Annotated in this window: 18 protein-coding genes, 1 tRNA gene and 1 pseudogene; 11 read left to right on the top strand and 9 right to left on the bottom strand. The window is 69.9% G+C overall.

Annotation, left to right across the window (positions count from 1 at the left end; all coding sequences use genetic code 11):
* From FAF44_RS12075 to polA, 5 genes are all read right to left on the bottom strand, one after another.
* On the bottom strand, positions 1–1539 hold a 1539-nt coding region (locus tag FAF44_RS12075), incomplete at its 3' end, for an alpha/beta fold hydrolase (RefSeq protein ID WP_237103178.1).
* Positions 1540–1655: 116 nt separating this feature from the next.
* Positions 1656–2789, bottom strand: a complete 1134-nt coding sequence (locus FAF44_RS12070) for an epoxide hydrolase family protein (RefSeq protein ID WP_237103177.1) — start codon at positions 2787–2789, stop codon at positions 1656–1658.
* Between the two features lie 167 nt (positions 2790–2956).
* The gene (gene rpsA, locus FAF44_RS12065) at positions 2957–4441 is read right to left on the bottom strand and encodes a 30S ribosomal protein S1 (RefSeq protein WP_237103176.1); all 1485 of its coding nucleotides are present in this window, start codon (positions 4439–4441) and stop codon (positions 2957–2959) included.
* 192 nt (positions 4442–4633) lie between these two features.
* Positions 4634–5734 (bottom strand): polysaccharide deacetylase family protein, encoded by a 1101-nt coding sequence (locus FAF44_RS12060; RefSeq protein WP_237103175.1) that lies wholly within the window; start codon positions 5732–5734, stop codon positions 4634–4636.
* A 179-nt stretch (positions 5735–5913) separates the two neighbouring features.
* Positions 5914–8604, bottom strand: a complete 2691-nt coding sequence (polA, locus tag FAF44_RS12055) for a DNA polymerase I (RefSeq protein WP_237103174.1) — start codon at positions 8602–8604, stop codon at positions 5914–5916.
* A gap of 131 nt (positions 8605–8735) precedes the next feature.
* Here polA and FAF44_RS12050 point away from each other — a divergent pair, with 131 nt between their 5' ends.
* The 6 genes and pseudogenes from FAF44_RS12050 to FAF44_RS12025 all read left to right on the top strand — a co-directional run bounded on the left by FAF44_RS12050 (position 8736) and on the right by FAF44_RS12025 (position 14106).
* A complete protein-coding gene (locus FAF44_RS12050; RefSeq protein WP_237103181.1) occupies positions 8736–9080 on the top strand; it encodes a PaaI family thioesterase in 345 nt (114 codons plus the stop codon).
* A gap of 453 nt (positions 9081–9533) precedes the next feature.
* Positions 9534–10811, top strand: coding sequence for a branched-chain amino acid ABC transporter permease (locus tag FAF44_RS12045; RefSeq protein WP_237103173.1), 1278 nt, complete (start codon positions 9534–9536; stop codon positions 10809–10811).
* Between the two features lie 16 nt (positions 10812–10827).
* Positions 10828–11826, top strand: coding sequence for a branched-chain amino acid ABC transporter permease (locus tag FAF44_RS12040; RefSeq protein WP_237103172.1), 999 nt, complete (start codon positions 10828–10830; stop codon positions 11824–11826).
* Positions 11816–12673, top strand: a pseudogene (locus tag FAF44_RS12035) (ABC transporter ATP-binding protein); the annotation flags it as partial. The gene FAF44_RS12040 and the pseudogene FAF44_RS12035, both read left to right, overlap by 11 nt.
* Before the next feature lie 176 nt (positions 12674–12849).
* A complete protein-coding gene (locus tag FAF44_RS12030; protein WP_237103171.1) occupies positions 12850–13644 on the top strand; it encodes an ABC transporter ATP-binding protein in 795 nt (264 codons plus the stop codon).
* Between the two features lie 87 nt (positions 13645–13731).
* Positions 13732–14106 (top strand): hypothetical protein, encoded by a 375-nt coding sequence (locus FAF44_RS12025; protein WP_237103170.1) that lies wholly within the window; start codon positions 13732–13734, stop codon positions 14104–14106.
* Positions 14107–14161: 55 nt separating this feature from the next.
* Here the strand turns inward: FAF44_RS12025 and FAF44_RS12020 are convergent, their stop codons facing one another.
* Complete coding sequence (locus FAF44_RS12020) at positions 14162–15457, bottom strand: ABC transporter substrate-binding protein (RefSeq protein WP_237103169.1); 1296 nt, start codon at positions 15455–15457, stop codon at positions 14162–14164.
* Positions 15458–15884: 427 nt separating this feature from the next.
* Between FAF44_RS12020 and FAF44_RS12015 the strand changes: the two genes are divergently transcribed.
* Positions 15885–16511 (top strand): hypothetical protein, encoded by a 627-nt coding sequence (locus FAF44_RS12015; RefSeq protein ID WP_237103168.1) that lies wholly within the window; start codon positions 15885–15887, stop codon positions 16509–16511.
* 53 nt (positions 16512–16564) lie between these two features.
* Here FAF44_RS12015 and FAF44_RS12010 read toward each other — a convergent pair whose 3' ends face one another.
* Both FAF44_RS12010 and FAF44_RS12005 read right to left on the bottom strand, forming a co-directional pair.
* Positions 16565–17869, bottom strand: coding sequence for an ABC transporter substrate-binding protein (locus FAF44_RS12010; RefSeq protein WP_237103167.1), 1305 nt, complete (start codon positions 17867–17869; stop codon positions 16565–16567).
* Positions 17870–18121: 252 nt separating this feature from the next.
* Positions 18122–18706 (bottom strand): ANTAR domain-containing response regulator, encoded by a 585-nt coding sequence (locus FAF44_RS12005; RefSeq protein ID WP_237103166.1) that lies wholly within the window; start codon positions 18704–18706, stop codon positions 18122–18124.
* A gap of 109 nt (positions 18707–18815) precedes the next feature.
* On the opposite strand from FAF44_RS12005, the gene FAF44_RS12000 reads away from it, so the two are divergent.
* Positions 18816–18901: transfer RNA gene (locus FAF44_RS12000), tRNA-Leu, on the top strand.
* 67 nt (positions 18902–18968) lie between these two features.
* Here FAF44_RS12000 and FAF44_RS11995 read toward each other — a convergent pair.
* On the bottom strand, positions 18969–19706 hold the full coding sequence (locus FAF44_RS11995) for an SDR family NAD(P)-dependent oxidoreductase (protein WP_237103165.1): 738 nt from the start codon (positions 19704–19706) through the stop codon (positions 18969–18971).
* 71 nt (positions 19707–19777) lie between these two features.
* Between FAF44_RS11995 and FAF44_RS11990 the strand changes: the two genes are divergently transcribed.
* From FAF44_RS11990 to dapD, 3 genes are all read left to right on the top strand, one after another.
* Complete coding sequence (locus FAF44_RS11990; protein ID WP_237103164.1) at positions 19778–20638, top strand: LysR family transcriptional regulator; 861 nt, start codon at positions 19778–19780, stop codon at positions 20636–20638.
* 34 nt (positions 20639–20672) lie between these two features.
* Positions 20673–21095, top strand: a complete 423-nt coding sequence (locus tag FAF44_RS11985; protein ID WP_237103163.1) for a pyridoxamine 5'-phosphate oxidase family protein — start codon at positions 20673–20675, stop codon at positions 21093–21095.
* A gap of 68 nt (positions 21096–21163) precedes the next feature.
* Positions 21164–22129, top strand: a complete 966-nt coding sequence (gene dapD / locus FAF44_RS11980; RefSeq protein ID WP_237103162.1) for a 2,3,4,5-tetrahydropyridine-2,6-dicarboxylate N-succinyltransferase — start codon at positions 21164–21166, stop codon at positions 22127–22129.
* The last annotated feature ends 14 nt before the right edge of the window (positions 22130–22143 follow it).

Below are 22143 nucleotides of genomic sequence, written 5' to 3'. Positions count from 1 at the left end.
CCCCGACCCCGCAGCAGGGCTCTCACCCTGTCCGAGCCGCGCGGCGAAACCCTCAGTCCGTCCCAGCCCCGCGGCAGAATCCGGCCCCAGCCCTGAGACAGAGCCCTCGCCCTCCCCCAGCCGCGCGGCGAAACCGTCGCCCGGCCCCGGCCCAGCGGCGGAACTCTCCCCCGGCCCAGCAGCAGCGCCTTGTCCGGGCCGCGCGGCGAAACCCTCGCTCGACCCCGGCCCAACGGCAGCGCCCGGTCCAGGCCGCGCGGCGGACGCCCCGCTCGCCGATCGCGCAGGCCAGGCCGGCGGTCCGGGGATGCCGAGGCAGCGGCCGACCTCGTACCGGCCGGTCAGCCAGCCCACGCGGGGCGCCACCTCCCGCAGCCGCGCCTCCATCGCCAGGAAGCGCCGGTAGCGGGGCACGGCGGGCATGAAGTCGTGGCAGTGCAGCGACCGCGTCACCATGGCCGGAGCCACGGGCCGCTCCTCTACGACCATCGCGGCCAGCGCGCTCGCGTCGCCCGCCTCGGCCGCCGACAGCGCCTGAGCCAGCTCCGGCCAGCGCTGCGGGACCAGCCCGGCCAGCACGGCGGTCGCGATCTGGCGGCCGTCCACCGCACGTCCGGGGCCGGCCGGCAGGGGCGCGCGTTCGAGCAGGCCGTCCAGCACCCGCACGGCGTCGCGGTCACCGAGCGGGCAGCCCATCCGCCCGGCGCACCAGGCGCGGAAGTAGGCCAGTTGCCGCTCGGCCGCCCGCGCGTGGGCGATCAACCGCCGTCCCAGCCCGGACCGGCGCTGGTCGGGCACGCCCTCCAGATACATCCGCTCCACGCGGCGCGGGAACAGCCGCAGGTACGCCTGCCCGTACCCGGCCCCGTCGGAGTTGCCGAAGTACCGCAGCCGCGGCTGCCCGAGCGCGGCGCGTACGGCGTCGAGATCGTGGGCCACCTGCCAGGACGTGAGCCCCGCGTAGGCGGGCCCGGCGGCGATGCGGCAACTGCGGTCGTAGGCGGCGTTGTCGCGGGCGTAGGCCCGCCACGCCGCCGGTCCGGGGGTGAGCTGGAGCCGCCGGGGGTCGGGCTGGGGCACGGAGCAGCGCACGGTGGCGGCGCTGCCCCGGTCGCCGATCCCGCGCGGCTCCACGAACACCACGTCGAACCAGCGCGCCAGCTCGCTCACGGCGTCGGGACGCGCCCGCACCCCCTGGATGGTGGGACCGGACCCGGTGTTCACGACCAGCGGCCCGAGGCTGCGGGCCGGGTGGCGGGCGGGCATCCTGGCCAGGTCGATCGCGGTACGCGGCCCGCGCGGCCTGGCCCAGTCGACGGGCACGGACAACTTCCCGCACTCCAGCCCGTCCCCGCAGGCCCGCCACACCAGGCCGCCGCCCATCACGGGTTGCCGTCGCACCCCGGCCAGGCCGAACGACCCGCCGGCTCGCGCGGCGACCCCGGACCCCGAAAGGGTGGCGCCCGCACACACTCCCACCGGGACCAGGGCGGCCACGACCGCCAGCACGGCCGTCGCCCGGAACACCCGCTGTGCCATGCCCAATGCGCCACCCCTTGGGAGAGTCTCGACCATCAGCGGCAAACAGTTTCCCAGCGCACAACCTCGCAGGTCAGAGGCTTCTCACGGCCAAAGGTAAAATCTCCGGCCCGCGCTCAGCGGATCATCCGGAAAAACTCCCTTATGCCGTCCACCAGCGAGGACGGCTCCGCCATGCCCACCATGTGGCTGGGGCTGTGCGCCTTGCCCCAGTACACGATGTCGTTGCCGCGCTCGGCGACCCGCCGCAGCACCTCCGGCCCGCCGTGCGTCACTCCGGTCGGCACCGCCCGCTGCGAGATCGGCAGCCCGGCCGCCCCCTCGTAGTACGGCCAGGACGAGGAGGTCCCGGTGTCCGTCAGCCAGTACAGGCTGGCGTTGGTGAGCACCAGGTCGCGCCCGATCGGCTCCTCCTCCGACCCCCACCCGTCGAACTCCTTGAACCTCTCCACCAGGTAGGCGAGCTGCGCCACCGGCGAGTCGGCGAATCCGTGGCCGAGGGTCTGCGGCCGGGCCGCCAGGTACGGCCCGTACCCGCTGCCCCCGGTCGTCCACTCGCTCAGCCGGGCCAGTTCGGCACGGTCCTCCTCGCCGAGACCGTCGAGTTCGCCGGGCGCGCCGGTGGGGATGCCGAGCCCCGCGGTGATGAGCGAGCCCACCACGTGCTCGCTGTCCAGCGCCGCGAGCTGCGGCGTGACGAGCGCGCCGCAGTCGTTGCCGTGCGCGCCGTAACGGTCGTACCCGAGGCCGCGCATCAGCTCCGCCCACGTGCGCGCCACCCGCTCGATGCTCCACGGCCGCTCGTCGGCGGGTTCGGGGAACGGCGAGAAGGCGAACCCGGGCAGCGACGGCGCCACGACGTGGAAGGCGACGCCGGGGTCGCGGCCGTGGCCGCGCGGGTCGGTGAGCGGCCCGATGACCTCCAGGAACTCGGCCACGGAGCTGGGCCAGCTATGCGTCATGATCAGCGGCAGCGCGTCCGGCTCGGGTGAGCGTACGTGCAGGAAGTGGATCGGCTGCCCGTCGATGACGGTGCGGAACTGGGGGAAGGCGTTCAGCCTGGCCTCCTGCGCCCGCCAGTCGAACCCGTCCGCCCAGTACGCGGCCAGCTCGCGCAGGTACTGCACGGGCACGCCCCTGCTCCATCCACCGGGCAACTGCGCGGCCCACCTCGCGCGCCGCAGCCGGGTCCGCAGGTCGTCGAGGTCGGCCTGCGGGATGTCTATGTGAAAAGGCTTGATGTCGTCCATGGCCACGACCGTAGACCCCCATGCGGCAAGGTTCCTTCCGCATTGGCCGGGCCCCGGAGCACTTCCGTGCGCCGGACATGCGGAAGGCCCCGCACGGACGAACCGTGCGGGGCCTTCCCGACTACCTGTGCCTCAGGCGGCCGATGCCCTCGAAGGAACCGAGGACGTCAGCTCTGGCCGCCCGCGAGCTTCTCGCGCAGAGCCGCGAGCGCCTCGTCAGAGGCGAGCGCGCCACTGGCGGGAGCCGACGAGGAAGAGCTGCCCGACTGCGCCGGGGTCTCACCCGCGTAGGACGTGGGAGCGGCCTCGCCGGCCTCTGCCTCGGCCTTACGGGCCTCCTCGATCTGCTTCCGGTGGGCGTCGAAGCGCTGCTGGGCCTCGGCGTACTGCCGCTCCCACTCCTCACGCTGCTTGTCGAAGCCCTCGAGCCACTCCCCGGTCTCGGAGTCGAAGCCCTCGGGGTAGATGTAGTTGCCCTGGTCGTCGTAGGTGGCCGCCATGCCGTAGAGGGTCGGGTCGAACTCGACCTCGGCGCCGACGCCCTCGTTGGCCTGCTTCAGCGAGAGGCTGATGCGGCGACGGTCGAGGTCGATGTCGATGATCTTCACGAAGATCTCGTCGCCGACCTGGACGACCTGCTCCGGGATCTCCACGTGGCGCTCGGCCAGCTCGGAGATGTGGACCAGGCCCTCGATGCCCTCCTCGACCCGGACGAACGCGCCGAACGGCACCAGCTTGGTGACGCGGCCCGGCACGACCTGGCCGATCTGGTGGGTGCGGGCGAACTGCTGCCACGGGTCTTCCTGAGTGGCCTTGAGCGACAGGGAGACGCGCTCGCGCTCCATGTCGACGTCGAGGACCTCGACCGTGACCTCCTGGCCCACCTCGACCACCTCGGACGGGTGGTCGATGTGCTTCCAGGACAGCTCGGACACGTGAACCAGACCGTCGACGCCGCCGAGGTCCACGAACGCACCGAAGTTGACGATCGAGGAGACGACGCCCTTGCGGACCTGGCCCTTCTGAAGGGTGTTGAGGAAGGTCTGGCGAACCTCCGACTGCGTCTGCTCGAGCCAGGCGCGGCGCGACAGAACCACGTTGTTGCGGTTCTTGTCGAGCTCAATGATCTTCGCCTCGAGCTCGCGGCCGACGTACGGCTGCAGATCGCGGACACGGCGCATCTCGACCAAGGACGCCGGGAGGAAGCCGCGCAGGCCGATGTCGAGGATGAGACCACCCTTGACGACCTCGATGACGGTGCCGGTGACGATGCCGTCCTCGTCCTTGATCTTCTCGATCGTGCCCCAGGCGCGCTCGTACTGAGCACGCTTCTTGGACAGGATCAGGCGGCCCTCTTTGTCCTCCTTCTGGAGAACCAGGGCTTCGACGTGCTCCCCGACCTCCACGACGTCAGCGGGATCGACATCGTGCTTGATCGAAAGCTCACGCGAGGGGATGACACCCTCGGTCTTGTAGCCGATATCGAGAAGAACCTCGTCTCGATCGACCTTGACGACGGTGCCCTCGACGATGTCGCCGTCGTTGAAGTACTTGATGGTCTCGTCGATCGCCGCGAGGAAGGCTTCCTCGGACCCGATGTCGTTGACCGCTACCTGCGGGGTGCTCGAGGTGGCCTCAGTGCTGGACGTCATGTGTGGAATTGCTCCGAACGCGGACAGGATGTCGATGTGGCGGATGCGCGGCAGGCCCTCTTCCGCATCAAGCCGAGGAATTACGACATCGACGTGACCGAGCGCGAGCCCGCTCCGTCTGAGGCGCGCGCGAGCCCACAGCGCAGCGATCAGCATATGAGACCTTCGCCACTGGGTCAATCCAACGAGACATCAGTAGGCGATGACCTGCAGCCCTCGCTTGGCGACGATATTACCCCGAAGTTTCTCCGGTAGGGAGATCCGCCTCGGGTCGCCGTCGCTCACATAGCGCTCATCGGGGTGTTTGTCCAGCCATTCCAGCCAGTATTGCGAGCACCACCTGCGGCACTCGCCCTTCTTGCCGTTGCTCTGGATCCGCTGGATCGCCCCACGGTCGAATTTTTTCGCGTAGGGCGAAAGCGACGGCTCGGCCCCGGCGAGGAACACGCCCGCGAAATCGTACCGCGTGCCGTCCCAGGTCCCGCTCCGCGCGGCCTTCTTGGTACGGGGCATCGACCCGTACGGCAGGGCCATCGTCTCCGAGGGCGGCGCGCCAAGCTTCCTGAGCAGGCGTTCGAGCCGGACGATCTGCTCGCTCACCTTCTTGCGCTTGAGCACCCGCAGGTTGGGATGGGCCCAGGTGTGGTTGGCCACCTCGAAGCCGTGATCGACCAGCCACCGCACGGCGCTCTCCTGCGCGGCCCGGTCACGCAGCCCGAACGGCTCCCCGTTGATCCAGAACGTGGCCACGGGACGGAAGTCCGGATACCGGCCGGCGACCTCCTGGATCACGGCCACGGCGGTGCCGGGCAGCGGGTTGCCACCGGCGTCCAGGCCGAAGTGGCTGGGGTGGCCGTCGTCGAAGGTGAGGACGACCGGGAACTTCCCGGCGGGCACCCGGATGTCGCCGGCGACGAACTCCCTGGCGGTGATCGGCACGTAGCCCCGCTCCGCCAGCCGCTCCAGTTCCTTCCTGAGCTGGGCGGGCGTGCGGTCGAGGGAGGCGAGCCGCTTGGCCATGATGCGGTGGTACATCAGGACCGGCACCAGCCCCGCCTCGTTGGCCCCCACCTGCCGCGCGAAGTCGGGCGTGGCCACCACCCCCGGCGGCTGCCCCACAGGGGACGGCGACGGCGGCTGCGCGGCGGGGGCGTCCTCGATCGTGGCGACGTCTTTGGGCGTGGCGTGCGGGCGGGAGTCGTCGGGGACGAGGCTCAGGCCGATCACGGCGACCGTGATCACGACGATGTTCGCGATGGCGATGATCCGCGTGAGGGACGCTGGTAACCGCACGAAACTCCCGGCCGCTCGGTGAAGACGGTCGTCTCAGGCTAGTGCAGAATCCAGGGCACAAACGGCACTTCGTGCCGGGCGTCCGCGCCTCCCGGCCCTGTCGCGGCGAGCGCCCCACGGGGAGGGAAGTGCCTCCCCGCGGCGCGGAGAGGGGCCTCTCGGCGGCGGACCGGGGGCGGCTAGTGCCCGGCGTCCTCCCAGGTGCGGCCGACCCCCACCGAGACCTCCAGCGGCACGCGCAGGTGGTAGGCGGCGTTCATCTGGTCACGCACGAGGCTCGTGAGCCCCTCCAGCTCGCCCGGCGCCACCTCGAACACCAGCTCGTCGTGGACCTGCAGCAACATCCGGGAGGCCAGCCCCTCCTCGCGCAGCGCCTGGCGGACGTTGAGCATGGCGACCTTGATGATGTCGGCGGCCGAGCCCTGGATCGGGGCGTTGAGCGCCATCCGCTCGGCCATCTCGCGGCGCTGGCGGTTGTCGCTGGTGAGGTCGGGCAGGTAGCGGCGGCGGCCCATGATCGTCTCGGTGTAGCCGTCGGTGCGGGCCTGGGAGACGATGGCGTGCAGGAAGTCGCGCACCCCGCCGAACTCCTGGAAGTATTCCTCCTTCAGCGCCCGCGCCTCGGCCACCGGGATGTTGAGCTGGCCGGACAGCCCGAAGTCGGACAGACCGTAGGCCAGCCCGTAGTTCATGGCCTTGATGCGGGCCCGCAGCTCGCCGTCGATCTGCTCGGGCGGCAGGTCGAAGACGCGGGCCGCGGTGGCCTGGTGGAAGTCGTGGCCGGACTCGAACGCCTCGATCAGCGACTCGTCGCCCGACAGGTGGGCCATGATGCGCAGCTCGATCTGGCTGTAGTCGGCGGTCAGCAGTGTCTCGTAGCCCTCGCCGACCGTGAAGCCCTGCCGGATGCGGCGGCCCTCGGCGGTGCGGATCGGGATGTTCTGCAGGTTGGGCTTCTCCGAGGACAACCGGCCGGTGGCGGCGATGATCTGGTTGAACGTGGTGTGGATGCGCCCGTCGTCGGAGACCTCCTTGATCAGGCCCTCCACCGTGGTGCGCAGCTTCTGCTGGTCGCGGTGGCGCAGCATGATCGTGGGCAGCTCGTGCTCGGTCTGGGTGGCGAGCCAGGCGAGCTGGTCGGCGTCGGTGCTGAAGCCGGTCTTGATCTTCTTGGTCTTGGGCAGGTTGAGCCGGGTGAACAGGATCTCCTGGAGCTGCTTGGGCGAGCCCAGGTTGAACTGCTCGCCGACCGAGCGGTGCGCCTCCTCGACGGCGTGCTTGACCGCCGCCCCGAACTCGGCCTCCAGGCCGGCGAAGTACTCGCTGTCGACGGCGATGCCGGCGCGCTCCATCTCGGCCAGCACCGACAGCAGCGGCAGCTCCACGTCGGCCAGGAGCTGGGTGCCGCCGCGCCCGGCCAGGAAGCTCTCCAGGGCCTCGGCCAGCTCCAGCACGGCGTGGGCGCGCAGCGCGAGGTCCTTGGCCGGGGCGTCCTCGTCGTCGCCGAACAGCGCGGCCTGCCCGCTGGGCTCCTCCTCGGCCCGCAGGTCGCGGTGGAGGTAGCGCCTGGCGAGGTCTTCGAGGGCGAAGGTGCGCTGGCCCGGCATGGCGAGGTAGGCGGCCAGCGCGGTGTCGCAGCTCAGGCCGCGCAGCTCCATGCCCTGCGCCCAGAGGGCCAGGATGGGCCCCTTGGCGTCGTGGACGGCCTTGGGCCTGGTGTCGTCGCCCAGCCAGGCCCGCAGGGCCGCCTCGTCGCCCTCGGTGAGCTTGACGGGGTCGATGTGCGCGGCGGTGCCGTCGGGCGAGGCGATGGCGACGGCGTCGATGCGGCCGGTGCCGCTGCCGTAGGAGCCCTTGACGGCCAGCCCGGCGCGGCCCTCGGGCAGCGCGGCCAGCCAGCCGGCCACGCGGTCGGGGCCGAGCAGCACGGTCTCGACCTCGAAGCCCTGGTCGGGCTCCTGCTCGCCGGTGCCGAGCACCTTGAAGACCCGCTCACGCAGCTCGCCGCGGATCTGCAGGGTGTCGAACAGCTTGTTGATCTCCTCGCGCTCCCACTCGCCCTGCTGGAGGTCGGCGAGATCGACCTCGACCGGGACGTCGCGCAGCAGCTCGGTGAGCCGGCGGTTCATCAGCACCTGGGCGACGTGCTCGCGCAGCTTGTCGCCGACCTTGCCCTTGACCTCGTCGACCCGGTCGACCAGCGCGGTCAGCGAGCCGAACTCGCGCACCCACTTGGCGGCGGTCTTCTCCCCCACGCTGGGGATGCTCAGCAGGTTGTCGCTGGGGTCGCCGCGCAGGGCGGCGAAGTCGGGGTACTGGGCGGGGGTGAGACCGTACTTCTCCTCGACCGCCTCGGGCGTGAACCGGGTCATGTCGCTGATGCCGCGCCGCGTCATCAGGACGGTGACGTGCTCGTTGACCAGTTGCAGCGCGTCGCGGTCGCCGGTGACGATCAGGACGTCCATGCCCTGCTCGCCGGCGCGGGTGGCCAGGGTGGCGATGAGGTCGTCGGCCTCGAAGCCCGCCTTGGACAGGTGCGGGATGCGCAGCGTGTCGAGCAGTTCGAAGATGAGCTGCATCTGACCGCGGAAGTCTTCCGGGGTCTCGCTCCTGTTGGCCTTGTAGTCGGCGTACTCCTCGTGGCGGAAGGTCGGCTCCGACCGGTCGAAGGCCACCGCGACGTGCGTGGGCTGCTCGTCGCGCAGGATGTTGGTCAGCATCGAGGTGAACCCGTAGACCGCCTCGGTGTGCTGACCGTCGGTGGTCATCAGGTTGGCGTCCTTGAGCGCGTAGAACGCGCGATAGGCCAGGGAATGCCCGTCGAGCAGCAGCAGGCACGGGCGGCTGGGGGTCACTTCACTCTTCGGCACGTACGCAGCCTAGTCTGCGTCTGCGACAGAAAACCCGAGCTCGGAAGAGTGGAGACGTCCCTTTGACGCACACCGACCCCATCGATGTGAGTGTGTTCGGCGACCTGCACCAAGGCACGCTCTCGGACCGGATGGGCATCCAGTTCCTCGAGGCGGCGCCGGAGCGGGTCGTGGGCCGGATGCCGGTCGCGGGGAACACGCAGCCGTACGGGCTGCTGCACGGCGGGGCGTCCGCGGTGCTCGCCGAGACGCTGGGCTCCGTGGGGGCGGCCCTGCACGCCGGTTCCGGCCGCATCGCCGTGGGCATCGAGCTGAACGCCACCCATCACCGCTCCGCGACCTCCGGCTGGGTCACGGGCGTGGCGACCCGGGTGCACGGGGGCCGGACGCTGGCGACGTACGAGATCGAGATCACCGACGAACAGGGGCGGCGCGTGTGCACCTCCCGTCTCACCTGCATGTTGCGTGACCGCTGACCCTTCGTCACATCCGTCACTTTCGCCGACCCTTTGCGCATGGCCCCCGTGGGTCGATACGGTGGTCTGAACAGAGCCCGCGGGGTGGCCCAGTAGAAAACGTGTTCGGCCCCCACGTACGCGGGGGTGCTTCCGTGTCCGCCAGGGAGCCGTTCATGGCCCCAAAGGCCACCCCCGCGGGCTCGTCAACTTCTTCCACGCGATCGTTATCGATCCGTTTTCTCCCGACGCCAGGCGTCAAGCCTCATTTAGCCCCTGACCTGGCTTGTTGGTTCCTCACATGAGTGACACACACATGTCACTAATTGGTGACGAACGATACTGAACCGGGCGTAGCCGGAATAAGCTCCCGCCATTGCATCCCAGTTGTGCCTGTGATGCGCGCGTGTCGAGATGGAGGGGTCCTGACCCCGCCTTTGACTTACTTTTGAGGGAGCACCATTGCGCAGAGCCGTGATCGCGTTCACGGCCTTCCTGGGTGGACTCATCTTCCTGCTGGCAGGTCCCGCCCAAGCGGGCCCTGTCGATTGCCAGGGATTGAGGGGAACACTCAAACTCCAAGGCCAGGCAGTGAACGGCGCAAAGATCGCTGTGACCACCGAGGACGGCCAAGCCGTCGAGGAGGTCACGACAAACGCGGAAGGCTCCTGGACGGTTCAAGTCGACAAACCAGGCAAGTACAAGGTCACGCTGGATGTCAGCAGCCTTCCGCAGAATGCCGAGGTGCGCGGCGGCAGCAATGTCCGCACGCCGACGGTCTACGAGGGCAACTGCTCCGCGGTCCTGTACGCCCTGCAGCCCAAGGGCGCCGCGAACCAGGACCAGGCGGCGGGCGGCGGTGAGAGCCCGTTCTGGACCCAGGCCGCGCAGCTCACGTTCGAGGGCCTGAACCTCGGACTGATCATCGCCCTGGCCGCGCTCGGCCTGTCGCTCATCTACGGCACCACCGGCCTGACCAACTTCGCCCACGGCGAGCTGGTCACGCTAGGCGCCATCTTGGCCTACGCCTTCAACATCGGCTTCGGCCTGCATCTCATACCGGCCGCGGTGATCGCCGTCATCGTCGCCGGAATCCTGGGCTACCTGCAGGACCGCCTGTTCTGGGGCCAGCTCCGCAGGCGCGGCACCGGCACGATCGCCATGATGATCATCTCGATCGGCGTGGCGCTCTTCCTCCGGTACGTGTTCCTGATCTTCTTCGGCGGTCAGACCGAGGCGTACGCCCAGTACACGGCCCAGCCCGGCGTGGAGATCGGGCCGATCTCGGCAGCGCCCAAGAACTTCGTCGCCATGGGCATCGAACTCGCGGTGCTGATCATCGTCGGCTTCGCGCTGCTGCGCACCCGCACCGGCAAGGCGGCCCGCGCCGTGGCCGACAACCCGGCGCTCGCGGCCTCGTCCGGCATCAACGTCGACCGGGTGATCCGGATCATCTGGGCGGGCGGCGGCGCCATCGCCGCACTGTCCGGCATCCTGCTCGGCCTCTCCCAGAACCTGAAGTACACGATGGGCCAGGACATCCTGCTGCTCATCTTCGCCGGCGTCACGCTCGGCGGGCTGGGCACCGCCTTCGGCGCCCTGGTGGGCTCGCTCGCGGTCGGCCTGTTCATCCAGGTCTCCACCCTGTGGGTGCCACCGGAGCTCAAGAGCGTGGGCGCGCTCGCCGTACTCATCATCGTGCTCCTTGTCCGGCCGCAGGGCATTCTCGGCCGCCGAGAGCGAATCGGCTGATCGGGGGAGGATCAGAATGGACTGGATCACGATCATCAGTACCACCGTCAAGGCCGCGATCAACGTGGAGACGGTGCTGTACGCTCTGGCCGCCATCGGCATCAACGTGCACTTCGGATACACCGGCCTGCTCAACTTCGGCCAGGCCGCCTTCATGGGCGTGGCCGGGTACGGCCTGGCCGTCACGGTCACCGTCCTGGGCCTGCCGTTCTGGGTCGGCGTCATCGTCGGCCTGATCTCGGCTGTGATCATGGCGATCCTGCTGGGCATCCCGACCCTGCACCTGCGGGCCGACTACCTGGCCATCGTCACCATCGCCGCGGCCGAGATCGTCCGGCTCGTCTTCCGTTCGGTGCAGTTCAAGAGCGTCTTCGGCGGCTCCGACGGACGGCGCGGCTTCACCGACGGCTTCTACGCGCTCAACCCGTTCCCCGAAGGGAACTACGGGTTCAACCTCGGCCCCGTACCGCTGTTCTTCAACAGCCGCTCGATGTGGGTGCTGACCGTCGGCTGGCTGCTGATCGCGCTCTGCTGCGGTCTGGTCTACCTGCTGATGAAGAGCCCCTGGGGCCGCGTGCTCAAGGCCATCCGCGAGGACGAGGACGCGGTGCGCAGCCTGGGCAAGAGCGTGTTCTCGTACAAGATGCAGTCGCTCATCCTGGGCGGCGTCATCGGCTGCCTGGGCGGCTTCATCTACGGCCTGGCCTACGGCTCGGTGCAACCGGACGTGTTCGGCACCGAGACCACGTTCTACCTGTACACGATGGTCATCCTGGGCGGCGCCGCCCGAGTGCTCGGCCCCGTCGTGGGGGCGATGCTCTTCTGGGTGCTGCTGGTGCTGCTCAACGGCGTGCTCAGCGAGGCCGTCGGCGCGGGCGTCATCACCTTCATCGACACCAACCAGGCCGGCGCGCTGCGCTACGTCCTGGTGGGGCTCGGCCTCATCCTGTTGCTCATCTTCCGGCCACAGGGCATCTTCGGTGACAAGAGGGAGATAGCGATCGATGCACGCTGAGACCACAGAGAACACCGGACGCAAGGCGGCCGCCCTGGCCGTCTTCAAGGACCTGGCCCGCGACCCGGGTGTGCCCAAGCCGGACCCGATCCTCGTGGTGGACAACGTGGTGCGCCGCTTCGGCGGCCTGACCGCCGTCGAGGTGAACCACGTCGAGATCCAGCGCGGCTCCATCACCGCGCTGATCGGGCCCAACGGAGCCGGCAAGACCACGTTCTTCAACCAGCTCACCGGCTTCGACACGGCCGACTCCGGTTCGTGGACGTTCAACGGGCGGTCCATGAACGGGGTGCCGGCCCACAAGGTGGCGCGCGCCGGCATGGTGCGCACCTTCCAGCTCACCAAGGCGCTCTCGCGCCTGACGGTGCTGGAGAACATGCGCCTGGGCGCCCAGCAGCAGAAGGGCGAGAACTTCTGGCAGGCCCTCCTGCCGTCGCTCTGGCGCGGCCAGGAGGCGGAGATCACCGAGCGGGCCGAGGACCTGCTGGCGCGCTTCAAGCTCGACGCCAAGCGCGACGACTTCGCCGGCGCGCTGTCCGGCGGCCAGCGCAAGCTGCTGGAGATGGCCCGCGCGCTGATGGTCCAGCCCGAGCTGGTGATGCTCGACGAGCCCATGGCCGGGGTGAACCCGGCGCTGACGCAGTCGCTGCTGGGCCACGTCAAGGACCTGCGCGAGCAGGGCATGACCGTGCTGTTCGTGGAGCACGACATGGACATGGTCCGCGACATCAGCGACTGGGTGATCGTCATGGCGCAGGGCGCGGTCATCGCCGAGGGGCCGCCCTCGACGATCATGTCCGACGAGCGGGTGATCGACGCCTACCTCGGCGCCCATCACGACGCCCCGCTGTCGGAGGGCGAGCTGGAGGCCCAGCTCCAGGAGGCTGAGGCGGCCCTGGAGGCGGAGATCAGCGAGTCCGAGGGTTCCGGCGCCACCGCACCCGAGCCCGCGTCCGAGACCGCATCTGAGACCGCTGGGCCCGAACCTGAGCCCGCGACCGCCACCGAGGAGGAGAAGCAGAAGTGAGCGCCGACGAAGCGCCCGCCCAGTCGAAAGCCGCCGTCACCGACCGCAGCGCCCACCTGGAGGGCGCCAAGGACGCGGTGCTGCGCTGCGACGAGCTGATCGCGGGCTACCTCCCGGGCGTCAACATCCTCAACGGCTCCGACCTGTACGTGAAGGACGGCGAGCTGATCGGCATCATCGGCCCCAACGGCGCCGGTAAGTCGACCCTGCTCAAGGCCATGTTCGGCCTGGTCACCATCCGCACGGGCACGGTCGTGCTCAAGGGTGAGGACATCACGAACATGAAGGCCCACTCACTGGTCTCCCGCGGCGTCGGCTACGTGCCGCAGACCAACAACGTCTTCCCCAGCCTCACCATCGAGGAGAACCTCGAGATGGGCGCCTTCCAGGTGCCGGGGAAGTTCAAGGAGCGCTTCGAGTTCGTGGCCGACCTGTTCCCCGCGCTCAAGGAGCGGCGCAAGCAGCGCGCCGGCTCCCTGTCGGGCGGTGAGCGGCAGATGGTGGCGATGGCCAGGGCCCTGATGACCGAGCCCTCGGTGCTGCTGCTGGACGAGCCGTCCGCGGGCCTGTCGCCCAAGCTGCAGGACCTGGTCTTCATCCAGGCCCAGCAGATCAACAAGGCCGGCGTGACCGTGATCATGGTGGAGCAGAACGCGCGGCGCTGCCTGCAGATCTGCCACCGCGGTTACGTCCTCGACCAGGGCCGCAACGCCTACACCGGCACCGGCAGGCAGCTCGCCGACGACCCCAAGGTCATCGAGCTGTACCTCGGGACGCTGGCCAAGGCGTAACCCGGCGAAAGCGGAGAAGGGGCTCCCATCGGACCCCTTCTCCGTTTTTTAATGAGCGATGTGAAACGTTTAGCGACAATCGCGCTCATGCTGCCCGTCCTGCTCGTCGGCTGCCAGACCGGCTCGTCCTCCGCGGCGAAGTACAGCACCGGCGGCGACCCCACCGACAGCCCCTGCGACCGTGTGGTCTCCGCCATCGGGTACGCGGGCCTCATGCTGGAGCCCGAGGGCCAGGAGGAGCGGCAGAACTTCGAGGACGCCGTCATCGGCCGGCTGGCCGAGGCCAACGGCATAACGCTGGAGTTCGGCGACCGGCTGCCCGAGTCGCTGCGGGCCGCGGCCGACACCGTGAAGACCACCACCGCCTCCCTGTCCAGGAGCGACGTGCCCAGGGAGCGTCAGGTGGCGCTGCTGAAGCAGTACCGCGCCGCCGCCGACCAGATCGTGGCGGGGTGCGGCTGAACACGAAAAGGCCCGGCCGTGACGGCCGGGCCTTTCGGTCCGCTCAGCTCTGTGCTCAGCCCTCGATGTTGCCGCTGCGGTACTCCAGCGCCTTGACCGGGTACTTGTTGTTGTCCTCGAACTGGTAGATGCCGATGGTGGCGACCGCCGGGTCACCGGCGTCGTTGAACTCGACCGGGCCGCTGACGCCCTCGTAGTCGATGTCCGTGCCGGCCTTCAGCAGGTCCACGCACTCCTTGAAGTTCGTGCACTTCGTGCCGCCCTTGCTGACCTCGGCCAGCTTGGCCGCGATGTCCACGCCCGCGTCGCTCTTGGCGGCCTCGGCGGCCAGCGCGATCAGGTTCGCGGCGTCGTACGACTCGGGGGCGTAGGTGAAGTCCTCGAGCTTGGGGTTGACGCTCATCAGCTTCTCGCGGAACTCGTCCGGAGCGGCGGCGCCGGGGTAGGTGCCCTTGACGCCCGTCAGCGTGCCCTTGGGCATCTTGACGTAGTTGGTGTTCGACATGTTGCCGTCCACCATGTACCACTTGACCTTGCTGGCCGGGAGACCCTGCTTGATCAGCTCCTGGACGACCTTGGCGGTCTCCTCGAAGCCGATCAGGACGATGCCCTTGGGGCTCTTCGCCTTGATCTTGGCGACGTCGGCGGAGAAGTCGGCGGCCTTCGGGTCGTAGTCGACGCGCTCGACCACTTCGGCGCCGCCCTCGGTCACGGTCTTCTGCACCTGGTCGGCCAGGCCGGTGCCGTAGGAGTCCTGCATGGCCATGATGCCGACGGTGTCGTTGCCGTCGGAGATGACCAGGTCACCCAGCACGCGCCCCTGCAGCTTGTCCGGCGGCGCGGTGCGGAAGTACAGGCCGTTGTCCTGGATGGTGGTGAACTTGTCGGAGGTGTTGGCCGGCGAGAAGTGCACCACGCCGGCGCCCGTGATCTTGTCGATCACCGACTCCGACACCGACGACGAGGCCGCGCCGATGATGGCGTCGGCCGACTGCGCCAGCAGCTTGTCCACCGACTGCGAGGCGATGTTGGTGGTCGTGTCGCCCGAGTCGGTGTCGTGCTTGACGACGGGCTTGCCGAGCACGCCGCCCGCCTCGTTGATCTCCTTCAGCGCCAGGTCGACACCCGCGAACTCGGGCGGGCCGAGGAACGCCAGCGAACCGGTCTGAGGCAGCAGCGTGCCGAGGGTGAGGGTGCCGTCGCCCTTCGCGGCGGGCGCGGACGAGGCCGGCGCAGCACTCTGGGACGTCTGCGCGGCGGTGTCACCGCCGCCACCACCGCAGGCCGTCAAGGCGAGGCTGGTCGCAGCGACGACAGCCAGCGCCCGCCCCATGGGAGCAATGCGGATCATGAAGTGTCTCCTCCGATTCCAGGCACCGGGATCCTCAGCACCGCCGAGCGTTCCCGATCGAATGACGGAAACGTACAAAATTGCCGCCTGCTCCAACCAGATCCGCTGGAGAACTGTCGGCACTTGGATGCGGAGTCGTAATCACTCCTCAACTTACGAGAGCTGCGCACGGGCGCTTAATGTGCGACGGGTGAAGCGCAAAACGCTCATCTTCGCGATGGCCGTGATCGTCGCCGGTTGCGGTTCTCCCGGACCGGCGGCACCGGCGGCACCTCCGCCCACCTCCCCGCCCGCCGGGGTTTCCGTCTCGCTGGCCCAATATCGCTCCGATGAGGCGGTGCACGCGCTTCAAGTCGCTGTCCGAAATACCGGCGAAACACCGGTTTATTTCGCCGACATCCAGCTTGTCACGCCGTCCTTCAAAACGTTGCCGCCCGCGCGGGCCGACGCCGTCATCAGGAAGACCGAGCGTACGGACCTGCCCCTCGTCTACGGCGCCGCCAACTGCTCCCCCGACGGCCTGCCCCCGGTGCGGCCCGCGACCGTCGTGGCCCACGTGCGGACCGGCTCCGAGCAGCCCCGCAAGGTGGTCTTCACGGTGCCGCACCCCGATCCGCTGCTGACCAGGCTGCTGCGCGACGAGTGCGCGGCCCACCTCGTCACGCAGCGCGCCGACATCGCGTTCGGGACCGAGTGGACGGAGGCGGGGCCGGAGTCGGACCTGGTCATCCGCGGCAGCCTCGTGCTCACGCGGCGCGGGCCTGGCGTGGTCACGGTCAACGACATGGGCGGCACCACGCACTACATCGTCACCCCCAGGACCCGGCCCCTGGGCACGCTGCGGGCGGGGGAATCACGGCTGGAGGCGCCGATCGAGCTCAGCCCCGGCATCTGTTCGGGGCACGGGTTCGCGGAGGCCAAGAAGGCGTTCCTGTTCCCGGTGCGGGCCTCGGTGGACGGGGGCGAGGAGCGCGTGGTGATCGTCACACCGCCCAAGCCCCTCCAGGACCGCTTCCTGCGCTACGCCCAGCGCGCCTGCCACCTCGGCGGGTGAACACGGGCCGGGCGCCCTCCCCGGAAGGACAGGGAGGGCGCCCGGCGCGGTCCTCAGCCCTCGATCTTGCCGGTCCGGTACTCCAGCGCCTTGGTGGGGTACTTGTTGTCGTCCCCGTACTGGTAGACGCCGATCGTCGCCACCGCCGGGTCACCGTTGTCGTCGAACTCGACGGGCCCGCTGATCCCGTCGTAGTCGATGTCCTTGCCGTCCTTCAGCAGGTCGACGCACTCCTTGAAGCTCTTGCACTTCTCGCCGCCCTTGCTGACCTCGGCCAGCTTGGCCGCGATCGACGCGCCGCTGTCGTCCTTGGCCGCCTCGGCGGCCAGGGCGATCAGGTTCGCGGCGTCGTACGACTCGGCGGCGTAGGTGAAGTCGTCGAGCTTCGGGTTGAGCTTCTTGAGCTTCTCCCTGAACTCCTCGGGAGCCTCGGCCCCGGGGATGGTGCCCTTGACGCCCGCGAGCGTGCCCTTGGGCATCTTCAGGTAGTTGGAGTTCGACATGTTGCCGTCCACCATGTACCACTTGACCTTGTCGGCGGTCAGCCCCTGCTTGACCAGCTCGGCGACGACCTTGGCGCCCTCCTCGAAGCCGATCAGCACGACCGCCTTCGGGTTCGCCGCCTTGATCTTGGCGACGTCGGCGGAGAACTCCGCGGCCTTCGGGTCGTAGTCGACCCGCTCCACGACGCTCGCCCCGGCCGCCTCGGCCGTCTTGGTGACCTGGTCGGCCAGGCCGGAGCCGTAGGAGTCCTGCATGGCCAGGATGCCGATGGTGTCGTTGCCGTCGGCCGCGATCAGGTCGCCCAGGACGCGTCCCTGCAGCTTGTCCGGCGGCGCGGTGCGGAAGTACAGGCCGTTGTCCTGGATGGTGGTGAACTTGTCGGAGGTGTTGGCCGGCGAGAACTGCACGATGCCCGCGCCCGTGACCTTGTCGATGATCGACTCCGACACCGACGAGGAGGCCGCGCCGATGATGGCGTCGGCGCCCTGCGCGATGAGCTTGTCCACCGACTGCGAGGCGATGTTCGTGGTCGTGTCGCCGGAGTCGGTGTGCACCTTGGTCACCGGCTTGCCGAGCACGCCGCCCGCCTCGTTGATCTCCTTGATGGCCTGGTCCACGCCGGCGAACTCGGGCGGGCCGAGGAAGGCCAGCGAACCGGTCTGCGGCAGGACCGTGCCAATGGTGAGCGTGCCGTCGCCCTTCGCGGCCGGGGCGGCCCCGCTGGAGGACGCGGCGGACGGCGCGGTGGAGGCGGACTGCTCGGCCGTGTCGCCACCACCGCCACAGGCCGTCAGTGCCAGGCTCGCCGCGGCCGCGACGGCCAGCATGCGCCCCATCGGAGCAGTACGGTTCATATACGAGTCTCCCCCAATCACGGCGAAGAGACGATCTTCTTCGCCGGGTTTTCCGAGCTCAGCATGCCTGCCCGGCTCGACGTTGGGGAGTTCTTACGCGGCTTTTATGCCGATTTGTAATGTCCCAAACACCCGTAGTAATGGCCCGTTTCGGCAGAGTTACGGACACGGCCGGATATCAGAGCCTCCTGGCCCGATACTGCCGGGCCAGGATGCGGGTGGCCGGACCGTCCGGCCGGCGATGGAGACGGCTCAGGAGCGCTCCGCCGCGTCGTCGATAACGATCTGGGCAACCTCGCGCATGCTCAGCCGCCGGTCCATCGACGCCTTCTGGATCCACCTGAACGCCTGCGGCTCGCTCCAGCCGTGCTGCGTCATGAGCTGCCCCTTGGCCCGCTCCACCAGCTTCCTGGTCTCCAGCCGCTCCGACAGGCTGGACACCTCCGCCGCCAGCGCCACCATCTCCTCGTGCCTGCTGACCGCCATCTCGATCGCCGGCACTAGGTCCGCCTTCGTGAACGGCTTGACCAGGTAGGCCATCGCCCCCGCGTCCCTGGCCCGCTCGACCAGGTCGCGCTGGGAGAAGGCGGTCAGGATGAGGCAGGGGGCGATCCGATCGGACACGATCCGCTCGGCCGCCGAGATGCCGTCGAGCACGGGCATCTTCACGTCGAGGATGACGAGGTCGGGCTTCAGGTCGGCGGCCAGCCGGATCGCCTGCTCGCCGTCACCGGCCTCGCCCACGACGACGTAGCCGTCCTCCTGGAGCATCTCCTTGAGGTCGAGGCGGATCAGGGCCTCGTCTTCCGCGATCACTACTCGCCGCTGCGTACTCACGAGCAGAAGAGTACAGACGTCCGGTAGATTAGATCCACGCTGGCGTCCTTCCACCGACCGGGATCGACGGTAGGCTGCAGCATCAGTCCGGACAAGTCCGGATATTCCAGCCGGAATGATGGAATGGCAGACATGGACGCCTCAAAAGCGTCTGCTCGAAAGGGCGTGCGGGTTCGAATCCCGCTTCCGGCACCATCATGCCCCACCGGTCGGCTCCATCGCGTGCGGCGCGCAGGGCCGAAACCCTGCTCATCACCCCTTGCTACCAGGGCACCGGCCCCTCGTCATCATGGAAACCGCCCGTCGGCCCGTCGGGTCCCAGCGTGGCCAGGCGGACGATGACGGCCGCCCCGTCGGCCGCCGTACGCGTGATGGCGAAAGGCAGGTCCTTGGTGAAGTCGGTGGCGCAGGCTCCGGGGGCCGCCGCGTTGACGAGGATGCCGTCCGCGCGCAGCTCCTTGGCGTACTGGACGGTCAGGGAGTTGAGGGCGGTCTTGGAGGGCGGGTACGTCGCGGAGGCCGGCAGGGCCGCCAGGTAGTGGGCCGGGTCGGTGTGGTGGCGCAGGGAGCCGACGCCGCTGGAGACGTTCACGATACGGGCGGCGGGCGAGCGTCTGAGCAGCGGCAGCATCGCGTTGGTGACCATGAGGACGCCGACGACGTTGGTCTCGAAGACCTCGCGCAGGACCTCCGGCGGGGTGACGGCGGGCGTCAGGCCGACGGGGCCGGAGACGCCGGCGTTGTTGACGAGCACGTCCAGCCGGTCCAGTGAGGCGGCGGCGGCCGCGATGGTGGCGGGATCGGTGACGTCCAGGACGACGGCCCGCACCTCGGGCTTCCCGGCCAGCTCGGCACGCAGGCGGGCGGCGGCCCGCTCGCCGCGGTCGCGGTCCCGGGAGCCGAGCACGACGGCCAGGCCCCTGGCCGCGAGCCCGGCGGCGACCGCGTATCCGATGCCCTTGTTCGCCCCGGTCACCAGGGCGGTGGTGGTCTGTGTCATGCCTGGAAGCACACCATCGACCCCGGCCGCCGGGCCAACACCGGATGGGTCGCGGGCCATACCCTGACGGTATGGAGACGCGCGAGCTGACCTACTTCACGGCCGTCGCGGAGGAGCTGAACTTCGGGCGGGCGGCGCGGCGGCTGGGCATCGCGCAGCCGCCGCTGTCCAGGGCGATTCAGCAACTGGAGCGGCGGCTCGGGGTGCGGCTGTTCGAGCGCTCCAGCCGCGGGGTGTCGCTGACCCCGGCGGGCGAGGTGCTGGCCAGGGAGGCCGCCAAGATCCTCGGCGCGGTGACCGCGGCGACGGCCCGCACACGGCGGGCGGGCCTGGCCGAGCCACGGCTGGTGCTGGCGCTCAAGCCCGGCGGCGACGGCGGGCTGCTGCCGGACGTCCTGGCCGCCTACCGGACGCACCCCGACGCGGTGGCGGTGGAACTGGCGCTGTGCGGGGTGGCCGAGCGGGCCCGGCTCGTCCGTGACGGCACGGCGGACGTGGCGTTCCTGCACAGCCCGTACGAGGACCTGACGGGGTTCGACACCGAGCCGCTGCGGGTGGAGGCCGGCGTGGCGGTCATGACGTCCCGGCACCCGCTGGCCGGGCGGGAGCACGTCCGGCTGGCCGACCTCGACGCCGATCCGACGCCGCGCTGGCCGCGGGCCCACCCCGAGGTGACCGACCCGGCGACGCTGATGCAGCTCGCCGCCCTCGGGCGGGTGGTCGTGGTGGCGCCCGAGTCGGTGCGCGAGCAGGTGCGGCGCGACCTGGTGTGCGTGCCGGTGCTCGACGGGACGCCGACGACCGTGCTGCTGGCCTGGCCGGAGGGAACGCGGTCGCGGGCGCTGGCGGCGTTCGTGCGGACGGCGGCCGAGGTCGCGGCCCGCGTATCGGTCGGGGCCGGGACTTTTCGGGATCGCTCCCACCGGGAATAGCCGTTTCAAGATCGATGAATACGGGGGTGGGGCTATGCCGTTGAGCATGGCGGCGCGGGAGGCGTTCCTGGCGGAGGCACACATCGCGAGCCTGGCGGTGGAGGCGGGCGAGGGCCGCGCCCCGCTGACCGTACCGGTCTGGTACGACTACCTCCCCGGCGGCGACCTCCGGTTCCTGACGGACGGCGACTCGCACAAGGCCCGGCTGGTCGCCAAGGCGGGCCGCTTCTCGATCCTGGTGCAGCGCGACAGCCCGACCTACCGGTACGTGTCGGTGGAGGGCCCGGTGGTGTCCTCGGGGCCGACGACGCTCGACGACCTGACCCGCATCGCGGCCCGTTACCTGCCGCCCGACGCCGTGTCCGGCTACGTGCAGGGCTCCGACCTCAACGTGCTCGTGACGTTCAGGATGCGTCCCGAGCACTGGCTCTCGGCCGATCTGGGGGCTCTGGGCTGAGGCTCCCGGGCGGCCGGCCGGGCGTGCTGATGAGCTGGACCGACCTCGGAAACGGTATTTTTGGGGCCGTGACTGCTATCGATCCCATCTCGACCGGCGCGTTCGGCACCGGCCTCGCCACCATCGCCGCCGACGGCACCGTACTCGACACCTGGTTCCCCGCGCCCGAACTGGGCGACGCGCCCCTCTCGGGCACGCAGCGGCTCTCCGCCGGTGAGGCCGGGGAACTGGCCGAGCTGACCGGCCCCGACGCGGCGCGCGGCGTGGAGGTGGTGGCCGTGCGCACCGGCATCGCCAAGCTCTCCGAGGCTCCCGTGGACGCGCACGACGTCTACCTGCGCCTCCACCTGCTGTCGGCCCGCCTGGTCCAGCCGCACGGCGTCAACCTCGACGGCATCTTCGGCCTGCTGGCCAACGTGGTGTGGACCAGCCACGGCCCGTGCCCGGTGCCCGACTTCGAGCGCACCCGGCTGCGCCTGCGGGCCAGGGGCACGGTGACGGTGCACGGGGTCGACAAGTTCCCGCGGATGGTCGACTACGTATTGCCCTCGGGGGTCCGGATCGCCGACGCCGACCGGGTCCGGCTGGGCGCCCACCTGGCCAGTGGCACCACGGTCATGCACGAGGGCTTCGTGAACTACAACGCCGGCACGCTGGGCAGCTCGATGGTCGAGGGCCGGATCTCGGCCGGCGTGGTCGTCGGCGACGGCTCCGACGTGGGCGGCGGCGCCTCGATCATGGGCACGCTGTCGGGCGGCGGCAAGCACGTCATCTCGGTCGGCGAGCGCTGCCTGCTGGGCGCCAACTCGGGCGTGGGCATCTCGCTCGGCGACGACTGCGTGGTGGAGGCCGGCCTGTACGTCACGGCGGGCACCCGGGTCACGCTGCCGGACGGCACGGTCGTCAAGGCCGCCGAGCTGTCGGGCTCCGACGGCATCCTGCTCAGGCGCAACTCGCAGTCGGGCGCGGTGGAGGCCCTGCCGCGCAAGGGCGGCGGCATCGAGCTGAACGCCGCGCTGCACGCCAACGACTGACGAGGCGCACCGGC

Source organism: Nonomuraea sp. MG754425 (assembly GCF_021699195.1).
Classification (GTDB): Bacteria; Actinomycetota; Actinomycetes; order Streptosporangiales; family Streptosporangiaceae; genus Nonomuraea.
Note: the sequence above shows the minus strand (reverse complement) of the source record. Positions and strands in the feature narration are given on the sequence as shown.